Origin of the sequence: Geobacillus sp. ZGt-1 (assembly GCF_001026865.1) — a bacterium.
Lineage (GTDB): Bacteria > Bacillota > Bacilli > Bacillales > Anoxybacillaceae > Geobacillus > Geobacillus thermoleovorans.
This window is the reverse complement of sequence record NZ_LDPD01000013.1, coordinates 319,323-329,361: the sequence shown is the minus strand read 5'-3', so window position 1 is coordinate 329,361 and position 10,039 is coordinate 319,323. Positions and strand designations below refer to the sequence as shown.

The following is a 10,039-nucleotide window of genomic DNA, read 5'->3' as shown; positions in this document are numbered from 1 at the left end:
TTGATAAAACACTGAGCTGTAGCGGCGGTATGTGTGCATGATGAACGCGATCGCCGGGAGGATGAACAGGCAAAACAACGCAAGCTTAGCATCAAGCGAAAACATAGCGACAAACACGCCGATGACAAACAAGCCGTTTTGCACAAAGGCTGCTAGGACGCTGATGAACATGTCCTTGATCGCTTCTGTATCGTTCGTCACCCGCGAAACGATGCTTCCGCCCGGCGTCCGGTCAAAATAGCTCATCCCGAGCCGGTGCACTTTCGCAAACACATCCATCCGCAGCGCTTGAATGACGTACAAAGCGAGCCGCTGAAACTCGACAAGCTGGAAGTAGGAAATGATCGTTTTCAAGACGAGCACGCCGAGATAGGCGGCCGCCAGCGCCGCCACCGGTCCAAAAGAGAGGCGGCCCGGCACCAAATAGTCATCAATGAACACTTTCACCAAATACGGGCCGGAAAGCTCCCCGGCCGTTGCCAACAGAAGAAGCGTAAAGGCAAGCGCCGTTTCTTTTTTGTATCTTCCCATATAAGCGAGCAGCCGCCATAAGACGCGCCGCTGCTCTTTTGTTGTCAACCATCGGTCGTTCATCCACTTCCCCCTATCTTACAAACAACTTGTATTTTCAAGCTTTTCGCTCCGCTCGTTTTTGGCGGGAGCTCGAACGTTCAGGTCTGTTGTTACTCCGCAAGCGCCTCAAGCTGTTGGCGCCGGTGCATGTCACGATACCAGCCGTCTTCTGTCATCAGCTGCTCGTGCGTTCCGGCCTGCACAATTCGCCCCCCGTCAAGGACGAGAATCCAATCGGCATGCTCAACCGCGCTTAAACGATGAGCGGCGATGATCGTCGTTTTTCCGCGCCGCTCCTGTTTGAGCGCCGCTAAAATCCGCGCCTCGGTCTTCGCATCCACAGCCGACAACGCGTCATCAAAAATGAGCACTTCTGGGTCAATGAGAAGCGCCCGGGCGATTGACAGCCGCTGTTTTTGCCCGCCGGATAGGGAAACTCCGCGCTCGCCGATGACTGTCTCATACCCGTCAGGAAACTGCAAAATGTCCTCATGGATGTCGGCCAGCCGCGCCGCCCGTACGACCTCGTCCTCTCCGGCTTCCGGCTTGGCAAAGGCGATGTTGTCGCGGATGGAGGCAGAAAACAAGAAATGGTCTTGCGGCACGTAGCCGATCGCCGAACGGAGCGCGAAAAGCGTATAATCGCGGATGTCGCGGCCGCCGAAGCGAATCTCGCCGTCATAGCCGTCAAACTCGCGCAGCAGCAGGCGAAGCAACGTCGTTTTTCCCGCCCCCGTTTTGCCGACGACGCCAAGCGTTGCCCCACGCTTGAGCTGAAAACGAATGCCCCGAAGCGCCGGCTTCGCCTCCCCCGGATAGGCAAATTGACGAACATCATACTCAATGTCGCCTTGCGGAGCGATGTGAAGGGCATCCGGACGTTCGTTGATTTCATCTTGTTCAGCCAACAGCGCCCGCACCCGGTCGTACGAAGCACGCCCTCGCTCAACAATGTTAAACAGCCAGCCGAACGCCAACATCGGCCAAATAAGCAGGCCAAGGTAGGTCGTAAACGACACAAGCTCGCCGATCGTCAATTCGCCCGCCAAAACCATTTGGCTGCCAAACGCCACAGCGAGAAAAAATGACAGCCCAACAAGCAGCCCGATCGTCGGATCAAACAAGGCGTCAATTTTGGCGACGGCAACGTTTTTCGCCACGACGTCTTCCGATTGACGGCGAAACGCCTCGACATCGTGTTCCTCATAGCCGAACGCCTTGATGACGCGGATGCCGTTGACGCTTTCCTGCACCTTGTCGTTCAGCGACGAAAACGCCGCTTGCGCCGTTAAAAACCGACGATGGAGCATCGTCCCATAGCGGCTCGTCGCCGCCGCCATCACGGGCATCGGCAATAGGCTGATGAGCGTCAGCTTCCAGCTGATCGAAAACGCCATCGTTGCCAACACAAACCCGCCAAGCGTCACCGAGTCAACAAGCGTCAAAATGCCGCTTCCGGCCGTCTGCTGAATCGCTTGCAAATCGTTGGTCGCATGGGCCATTAAATCGCCGATCCGCTTCCGCTGGTAAAACGACGGCGACATGTTCGTAAAATGCTGATACAGCTCGTTGCGCAGCTGGCGGGCAAGCTTGACCGCCGAACCGAAAATGAAAATGCGCCAAGCGTAGCGGAGCCCGTAAAGCGCCGCCGCAACGGCGGCGAGGACGGCGATCCAGCGGATGAGCACTTCTTTTGTCATCGTGCCGTTTTTCATATGATCGACCAACAAGCCGATCACTTTCGGCGGGACTGTCTCCAAAAACGCCACGATGACAAGCACGAAAATGCCGGTGATATACGCCTTCTTTTCTTGACGGAAAAACCAAAACAAATCGCGAAACACGCGCATAAGGCCCGCCCTCCTTTCATTTGGCTGACGAACAATCGCCATATTATTGTAACAAAACTAGAAAAATTTTGAAAGAACATTTTGGCAAAATAAAAAGACACTCTCGATCGAGTGTCCGTTTCGCTTATTTCAGTTGATTGTTCATCATTTTCATCATCTGGTTGATTTTCTTCTGCGACGGAGTCATGCCCATTTGCATCATCATCATGCGAATCATTTGTTCATTGATCGGCGGGTTTTTCTTCAAATAATTGATCATCGTTTTGCGGGCGACGAAAAATCCGATCGCCACCCCGGCGATGAGCGCCAGCACGCCAACGAGAATCGTACCCCACATAACAGCGATTTTCCTCCTTCTTGTTGTCTCCCTAACAGTGTACTAAACGATGCGTCATTAGACAATATTTCGCGACAAAAATCTTTTCATTACGCAAATTTTCTTCCTTGCCGAGGCGCAGACAGCCAGTAGTAATCGACAAAATCGGCGTCGACCGCCAAAAACGTCGGCGAAAGCCGAGCGAGCGCCCGCCCGATGTCCGCGGCAAGCGGCGCGCTGTCAGCGACAAGAAGCAAGCGGCGCTTTTGCACGACAAGCAACGCTTCCTCGCCGGCGTCGTTTTGCAAAACAAACATATTGCGCTCCAAATTTTTGCCGACGCGGCCGGCAAAATATTGCTTTAAGCCAAGTTCCAGGCGCGAAAATGACAGCCGTTCGGTGATAAATTCGACTTGCTTGCGGCAAATCGCCTTCAGCGGCGCTTTCGCGTATTGATGCTCACGAAGCAGTTCAACAATTTTTTCTGCCCGATGGCGGTAATGCGACGCCACATCGTCATTCAACAAATAAATCCAATAGCGGACCATGCCCCATCCCCCATTTCTGTTCATCTATTTTCTATTATAGAAAAGGAAAGGGGAAAAATATGTCTATTAACGGCAAGTTTTTTCACTAACATTGTCGATTTTTGTTTGCGGTGGCCATGCGGCCGCAAACAGGCCAACACGTCATGAACAAGCCTTTGCCCTCGATTCAACCCCGAAAATACTTGACCAAGGCGCAGCCATCTTTCACAAAAACAAGCTGCCCCTGCAACAACGCAAGGGCAGCTTTCCCGGTTACTTGCCGAGCAGCGCTTTTGTGCGGCGGACGACGTTGTCAACCGTAAAGCCATACTCGGCCATGATTTTCTCTCCCGGAGCGGAAGCACCGAATCGGTCGATGGCCAAAATGTCGCCCTCGGCGCCGACGTAGCGCTCCCAACCGAGCGACGCGCCCATTTCAATGGCGAGCCGCTTCGTCACGGCCGGCGGAAGCACTTCATCGCGGTACGATTTTGGCTGCGCTTCGAAGCGGTCCCACGATGGCATGCTGATGACGGAGACATGGATGCCCTCAGCGGCGAGCGCTTCTTGCGCTTTGACGGCCAGACCGACTTCCGAGCCAGTCGCCAACAACAGCGCCTCCGGAGCGCCGTTGTTCGCCGGTGAAACGACGTACGCACCTTTTTTCACGCCTTCATACGCCAACTCAGCTGTTGCCGCCAACGTCGGCACATCTTGACGCGTCAAGACGAGCGCAGTCGGCTTGTCCGTCGATTCGAGCGCCAGCCGCCATGCTGCCGCCGTTTCGTTTGCGTCAGCCGGACGGATGACCGACAAGTTCGGCATCGCCCGAAGCGAAGCGAGATGTTCGATCGGCTCGTGCGTCGGCCCGTCTTCGCCGACGGCGATGCTGTCGTGCGTCAAGACGTAGATGACCGGCAAGCCCATCAGCGCCGCCAAGCGGATCGCCGGACGCAAATAGTCAGAGAACACGAAGAACGTGCCGCCGAACACTTTCAACCCGCCGTGAAGCGCCATGCCGTTCAGCGCCGCCCCCATGGCAAACTCGCGCACGCCAAACCAAATGTTGCGCCCTTCGTAGCTGTCCGGCAAGAAGTTGCCGCCGCCTTTGATGAGCGTTTTATTCGAGCTTGCCAAGTCCGCCGAACCGCCAAACAATTGCGGCACCGCTTTGGCGATGGCGTTGATCACTTCCCCGGACGATGAGCGGGTCGCCAGGCTTTTGCCCGCTTCATACACCGGCAGCGCCGCCTCCCAGCCATCCGGAAGCTTCCCTTCAATCGCCCGCTTCAGCTCGGCGGCCAGCTCCGGATGCGCCCGTTCGTACGCGGCGAACTGTTCGTTCCATTCCGCTTCTTTTTTCGCACCGGCCTCTTGCACNGTTTCTCGGAAATGGGCATATACTTCTTCCGGTACATAAAAATCTTCAGCAAACGTCCAGCGGTACGCTTCCTTCGTCAGCTTCGCCTCTTGGGCGCCGAGCGGAGCGCCGTGGACGCCGGACGTGCCCGCTTTATTTGGCGCGCCGTAGCCAATCGTCGTTTTTACTTCAATGAGCGTCGGCCGGCTGAGGTCCGCCCGCGCCTCCTCGAGCGCTTTGGCGATTTCTTCAATATTGTTGCCGTCCTCAACGCGCAAATATTGCCAGCCGTACGCTTGGAAACGTTGGGCGACGTTTTCCGAGAACGACAGGTTGAGCTCCCCGTCCAGCGAAATGTCGTTCGAGTCATACAGGACGATCAGACGGCCGAGCTTCAAGTGGCCGGCGAGTGACGCAGCTTCGCTCGCCACTCCTTCCATCAAATCGCCGTCGCCGCAAATGGCGTACGTATAATGATTGATGATCTCAAACCCGTCGCGGTTGTATGTAGCAGCCAAATGCCGTTCCGCCATGGCCATGCCGACCGCCATCGCAATCCCTTGGCCGAGCGGGCCGGTCGTCGCTTCCACGCCCGGCGTATGGCCGTATTCCGGATGGCCCGGCGTTTTGCTTCCCCATTGACGGAATTGTTTCAAATCATCCATCGATACGTCGTAGCCGCTTAAATGAAGCAAGCTGTACAATAACATCGACCCGTGCCCGGCTGACAAGACAAACCGGTCGCGGTTGAACCAGTTTGGATTCGCCGGGTTATGATTCATAAATTTCGTCCAAAGCGTGTACGCCATCGGCGCCGCGCCCATCGGCATGCCCGGGTGCCCGGATTTCGCTTTTTCGATCGCGTCAATCGACAGCGTTCGAATCGTCGTAATCGCCAACTCCTCGATTGAATGCGCCATCGTCTTCCTCCCTTTCATCAACATGGTGTCATTTACTATCATATAGAAAATCAGATTCCTTGTACAACGTTTATTTCCTCCTTCGGGACAAACGAGACGCCGTCTGTTTTTTCGCGGCTTAATGGAAGCGCCGCCGCTGGCTTTCCTTTAATTTTTTCGGCGTCACGTCGTTGCCGTTCGGGTCAATGACGGTCACTGTATGGAGCATATCGGTCATCGCCTTGCGGAACGCTTGAATGTACTCACGGCGCAGCTTCGCTTGNTCGAAAGCCTCTTCGGCCGACAAGCCGGCCGTTTTCGCTTTTTTCGCCAGTTCATTGATGCGGGCTAATTTATGTTTGGCAAGCATTGATCATCTTCTCCTATCTGCCATATTCTCACTCTGTTTTATCTTATCTGATCAACCGGGAAGATGGCAACGATGGCATCTTGGTTTCCTTTGCCCGCTCGCCGCTTTAGGGCCAGGCGCAGTACACGATCAACGCCGCCTTTGTTGCTCGTCCATATATTCCTGGTAACGCCGATGGACGGTCGCCTTGGACACCTCGTAGCCGAAGCTTCGCATCGTCGCGGCGATATCGGCAAACGTCAGTCCGCGCTCGCGCAAGCGGACGATCTCCTCAACCGGCAGATCGATTCGATCGCGCCCGGCGTTTTCGCCCCGGCGCCTTAGGTTCCGCTCCGGTCGGTAGCCGCTGGCGATGGCTCGCTGCATGCCACGCTTAATTTTGGCGTTATGTATTTTTCTTTGGTACTCCTCGACAATAGCGATGATGGATAACACCATCTCATCGGCCTCCGACAGCGGCATCTCCCCGCGGTGGCTGGCGCTGTATATTTTCACCCCTTGCTTTTTCAAGCAATGCAGCACCGCCATGCGCGCATGGCCGCGCCCAAGCCGCGTTTCATCTTGAATGAGCAGCACATCGACCTCGCCTTCCTCGCAAAGCGAAAGCAGCTCCAACACGCCGTCGCGGTCGGCTTCATAACCGCTCGCCTGCTCGGCGATCACTTTCACGACTTCAAATCCACACTCGGCCGCCAGCTGCTCGAGCTCATCTCGTTGCCTCGCGAGCGACGTTTCCTGTTCAGCTTTGTCCGTGCTGACGCGGCAGTAAATGACCGCCCTCATGGCCAATCCCTTCTTTCCATCACTGATTGACGGCCACCGAGCCGCCCTGCTTTGATTTTAACACAGGAATGACAATTTGTTCACCGGCGGCAAGACGCGGGCTCGGCAAATGGTTGACATCGACGACCCAGCGGATGAACTCATCAGGCGGCATATGGTGTTCCTGTTCGTACTGTTTTGCCAGCCCCCAAAGCGTATCGCCGGGAGCGACCGTGATCGTCACGTATTCTTTTTTATCGACCGGGCTGCTGGCGTAAACGAACCCTGCCAACACGAGCGCAAACAAAAATGAAAACAAAACATAGTGCAGCAACGTTTTCCTCATTCCCTCCCACCCTTTCTAGAATGTTTGTTCGCTTTCCTTCATTATAGCCAGGAACATTTGTTTGTGTCAATAAAAAACTCGAACCTATGTTTGTTTTTTCGTCTTCCGCATGGTATAATGAAGGCAAATGATGTGGCGAGAGGTGTGAAACAATGACGAAACTGTCAAAACGACAACAGCAAATTTTAGAGTTTATTAAACAGGAAGTAAAAACAAAAGGCTATCCTCCGTCGGTGCGGGAAATTGGGGAAGCGGTTGGACTGGCGTCAAGTTCGACGGTCCACGGGCATCTCGCGCGCCTAGAAAGCAAAGGGTACATCCGCCGCGACCCGACAAAGCCGCGCGCCATTGAAATTTTGGACAACGATATGGCCAAGGAGAGAGAAAAAGAGGAGATCATCTCGGTGCCGATCATCGGCAAGGTGACGGCCGGCCAACCGATTACAGCGGTGGAAAACATCGAAGGCTACTTTCCGCTGCCGAAGCGGCTCGCCGCCGGCGAGGAGCAGCTGTTTATGCTTGAAGTGATGGGCGACAGCATGATCGAAGCCGGCATTCTCGACGGCGACTACGTCATCGTCCGCCAGCAGTCATCGGCCAACAACGGCGACATCGTCGTCGCCATGACGGAAGACAACGAGGCGACGGTGAAGCGGTTTTTCAAGGAAAAAGACCACATCCGCCTGCAGCCGGAAAACGCCCATCTTGAGCCGATCATCGTCCGCGACTGCACGATTCTCGGCAAAGTGATCGGCGTCTATCGCCTGTTCGACTGACTCGTGCCGGCCTGCGCCCATAAAAAAGCTGCCCCGTTTTTTTCAGGGCAGCTTTTTTATGAATCAGTAGAGTTCCATATATTGGTCCAATTCCCATTGATGAACCGTTGTCCGATACATATCCCACTCAATTTCTTTCGCTTCGACGAAATGCTCGAATAAATGTTTGCCGAGCGCGTGAATCATCACTTCATCGGACTTCAAGTTTTCCAACGCTTCATGCAGCGTTGCCGGCAAATCGACAATGCCTTCTTCGAGCCGTTCTTCTTTCGTCATGACGTAAATGTTTCGATCCACTGGCGCCGGAGGAGTGAGCTTGTTGCGAATGCCGTCAAGCCCAGCGGCTAAAAGCACCGCCATGGCCAAGTATGGGTTGGCCGACGGGTCGACGCTGCGCACCTCAATGCGCGTGCTCATGCCGCGCGAAGCTGGAATGCGGATGAGCGGGCTGCGGTTGCGCGCCGACCAAGCGACGTAGCACGGCGCTTCATAGCCTGGAACAAGCCGCTTGTACGAGTTGACGGTCGGGTTCGTCACCGCCGTAAAGTTCGGCGCATGCTTCAGCACACCGGCGATAAACTGCCGCGCCGTATCGCTCAACTGCAAGTCGCCGTTCGGATCGAAAAAGGCGTTTTCACCGTTGCGGAACAGCGACAGGTTGCAATGCATTCCTGAACCGTTAATCCCAAAAATCGGCTTCGGCATAAAGGTCGCATGCAATCCGTGTTTGCGGGCGATCGTTTTGACGACGAGCTTAAACGTTTGAATGTCGTCGCACGCTTTTACGGCATCAGCGTATTTAAAATCGATCTCATGCTGGCCCGGGGCGACTTCATGATGGGACGCTTCGATTTCAAACCCCATTTCCTCAAGCTCGAGCACAATGTCGCGCCGGCAGTTTTCCCCAAGATCGGTCGGCGCCAAATCGAAATAGCCGCCGCGATCGTTCAGCTCCATCGTCGGGTGTCCTTTTTCGTCCAGCTTGAAAAGGAAGAATTCAGGCTCAGCTCCTAAGTTAAAGGCGTTGAAGCCAAGCGCCTCCATCTCTTTCAGCATCCGCTTCAAGTTATAGCGCGGACAGCCTTCAAACGGCGTGCCGTCCGGGTTGTAAATGTCGCAGATAAAGCGGGCGACTTTTCCTTTTTCTGAAGTCCACGGGAAAATGACGAACGTATCCAAGTCCGGATACAAATACATATCTGACTCTTCGATGCGGACAAATCCTTCGATCGACGACCCGTCAAACATAATTTTGTTGTTAAGCGCTTTCTCCAGCTGGCTGATCGGAATTTCGACGTTTTTGATCGTGCCCAAAATATCGGTGAATTGCAGGCGGATGTACTTGACATTTTCCTCTTTGACGATGTGTAGAATGTCGTCACGCGTATATTTTGCCATGTCCAAACTCCTCCCCGGCTCGGAAATCATTTTCCGTCATTAATGAAAGAAGCGAGCGAGATCTCCTTGGCGAAGCGATGCGCGCTGGAACCGCCCGGCCTGCAGCAATTCATTCCGCAAAATTTCGCGCAGTTCTTCGTCCGACAGCTTCGGTTTTCCTACTTTTTCGACTTTCTCCGCCTGCTGGTGGCGTCCTTCCTCCCGCGCGGCAAAAATTTGCTTAATGCCCGCCAAGTTGACGCCTTGGTCGATCAAATCTTTAATTTCCAGCAAGCGGTCAATGTCATTGAGCGAAAACAGCCTCCGGTTGCCTTCAGTGCGCGCTGGCGAAACGAGGCCGTGCTCTTCATAATAGCGGATTTGCCGAGCCGACAAGTCGGTCAGCTGCATCACAATCCCAATCGGAAACAATGGCATGGAACGACGAATTTGGCTGCTCATGCCAATTCCTCCTCGCTTTTGATACCTTTATTTTACCATAATGTTAGGAAATGAGTCAATGAAACGTGATGTTTCCTCACAAACAAATCAACCGCTGTTCAAGCAAACGCTGAATGGCGGAACAGACGGCGATTTTCACATGCGAATACGTCAATCCGCCTTGCACATACGCGACATATGGGGGGCGCAACGGCCCGTCGGCCGTCAACTCAATGCTTGCCCCTTGGACGAACGTGCCGGCGGCCATGATCACTTTGTCTTCATAGCCGGGCATGTCGCTCGGATACGGAGTGAAATGAGCGTTGACCGGGGAGGAAGCCTGAATCGCTTGGCAAAACGCCACCATTTGTTCCGGATCGTCAAAACGGACGGACTGAACCAAATCCGTGCGCTTCGCCTTCCACGATGGCGAGGTTTTTAG

General features: G+C 54.5%; 12 protein-coding genes and 2 pseudogenes. 1 reads left to right on the top strand and 13 read right to left on the bottom strand.

The features are described 5' to 3' along the window. From VU18_RS19450 to yneA, 10 genes and pseudogenes are all read right to left on the bottom strand, one after another. Positions 1-594: ABC transporter ATP-binding protein (locus VU18_RS19450; RefSeq protein ID WP_236687300.1), on the bottom strand; the 594-nt coding region annotated here is incomplete at its 3' end. Positions 595-683: 89 nt separating this feature from the next. Then, entirely contained in the window at positions 684-2,423 is a 1,740-nt protein-coding gene (locus tag VU18_RS05835; protein ID WP_047757757.1) for an ABC transporter transmembrane domain-containing protein, read from the bottom strand. 124 nt (positions 2,424-2,547) lie between these two features. Then, on the bottom strand, positions 2,548-2,760 hold the full coding sequence (locus VU18_RS05830; protein WP_011230833.1) for a YneF family protein: 213 nt from the start codon (positions 2,758-2,760) through the stop codon (positions 2,548-2,550). 89 nt (positions 2,761-2,849) lie between these two features. Continuing rightward, entirely contained in the window at positions 2,850-3,287 is a 438-nt protein-coding gene (gene sirA / locus VU18_RS05825) for a sporulation inhibitor of replication protein SirA (RefSeq protein ID WP_011230832.1), read from the bottom strand. A gap of 252 nt (positions 3,288-3,539) precedes the next feature. Beyond that, a pseudogene (locus tag VU18_RS19445) lies at positions 3,540-4,646 on the bottom strand (transketolase C-terminal domain-containing protein); the annotation flags it as partial. A 1-nt stretch (position 4,647) separates the two neighbouring features. Next, the coding region (locus VU18_RS19440) for a thiamine pyrophosphate-dependent enzyme (RefSeq protein WP_369793553.1) at positions 4,648-5,546 on the bottom strand (899 nt) is incomplete at its 3' end. Between the two features lie 118 nt (positions 5,547-5,664). Beyond that, positions 5,665-5,808, bottom strand: a pseudogene (locus tag VU18_RS19435) (DUF896 domain-containing protein); the annotation flags it as partial. 1 nt (position 5,809) lies between these two features. Then, positions 5,810-5,895 (bottom strand): DUF896 domain-containing protein (locus VU18_RS19430; protein ID WP_236687307.1); only part of this gene is annotated, 86 nt, incomplete at its 3' end. 129 nt (positions 5,896-6,024) lie between these two features. Next, the gene (locus VU18_RS05810) at positions 6,025-6,678 is read right to left on the bottom strand and encodes a recombinase family protein (protein WP_011230829.1); all 654 of its coding nucleotides are present in this window, start codon (positions 6,676-6,678) and stop codon (positions 6,025-6,027) included. A gap of 19 nt (positions 6,679-6,697) precedes the next feature. Then, on the bottom strand, positions 6,698-7,003 hold the full coding sequence (yneA, locus tag VU18_RS05805) for a cell division suppressor protein YneA (RefSeq protein ID WP_011230828.1): 306 nt from the start codon (positions 7,001-7,003) through the stop codon (positions 6,698-6,700). Between the two features lie 152 nt (positions 7,004-7,155). On the opposite strand from yneA, the gene lexA reads away from it, so the two are divergent. Further along, positions 7,156-7,779 (top strand): transcriptional repressor LexA, encoded by a 624-nt coding sequence (gene lexA, locus VU18_RS05800; protein ID WP_011230827.1) that lies wholly within the window; start codon positions 7,156-7,158, stop codon positions 7,777-7,779. Between the two features lie 63 nt (positions 7,780-7,842). Here lexA and glnA read toward each other — a convergent pair whose 3' ends face one another. The 3 genes from glnA to VU18_RS19425 form a co-directional block, all read right to left on the bottom strand. Then, positions 7,843-9,177: a type I glutamate--ammonia ligase gene (gene glnA, locus VU18_RS05795; protein WP_011230826.1), complete on the bottom strand. Its 1,335-nt coding sequence runs from the start codon at positions 9,175-9,177 to the stop codon at positions 7,843-7,845. Positions 9,178-9,216: 39 nt separating this feature from the next. Continuing rightward, positions 9,217-9,618, bottom strand: coding sequence for a MerR family transcriptional regulator (locus VU18_RS05790; protein WP_011230825.1), 402 nt, complete (start codon positions 9,616-9,618; stop codon positions 9,217-9,219). 76 nt (positions 9,619-9,694) lie between these two features. Beyond that, on the bottom strand, positions 9,695-10,039 hold a 345-nt coding region (locus VU18_RS19425), incomplete at its 5' end, for a methionine gamma-lyase family protein (protein WP_047757808.1).

Excerpts from the sequence above, each read along its gene's own strand:
- glnA (WP_011230826.1), bottom strand. The coding sequence starts at position 9,177 with ATGGCAAAATATACGCGTGACGACATTCTACACATCGTCAAAGAGGAA.
- lexA (WP_011230827.1), top strand. The coding sequence starts at position 7,156 with ATGACGAAACTGTCAAAACGACAACAGCAAATTTTAGAGTTTATTAAA.
- sirA (WP_011230832.1), bottom strand. The coding sequence starts at position 3,287 with ATGGTCCGCTATTGGATTTATTTGTTGAATGACGATGTGGCGTCGCAT.
- VU18_RS05835 (WP_047757757.1), bottom strand. The coding sequence starts at position 2,423 with ATGCGCGTGTTTCGCGATTTGTTTTGGTTTTTCCGTCAAGAAAAGAAG.
- VU18_RS05830 (WP_011230833.1), bottom strand. The coding sequence starts at position 2,760 with ATGTGGGGTACGATTCTCGTTGGCGTGCTGGCGCTCATCGCCGGGGTG.
- yneA (WP_011230828.1), bottom strand. The coding sequence starts at position 7,003 with ATGAGGAAAACGTTGCTGCACTATGTTTTGTTTTCATTTTTGTTTGCG.
- VU18_RS05790 (WP_011230825.1), bottom strand. The coding sequence starts at position 9,618 with ATGAGCAGCCAAATTCGTCGTTCCATGCCATTGTTTCCGATTGGGATT.
- VU18_RS05810 (WP_011230829.1), bottom strand. The coding sequence starts at position 6,678 with ATGAGGGCGGTCATTTACTGCCGCGTCAGCACGGACAAAGCTGAACAG.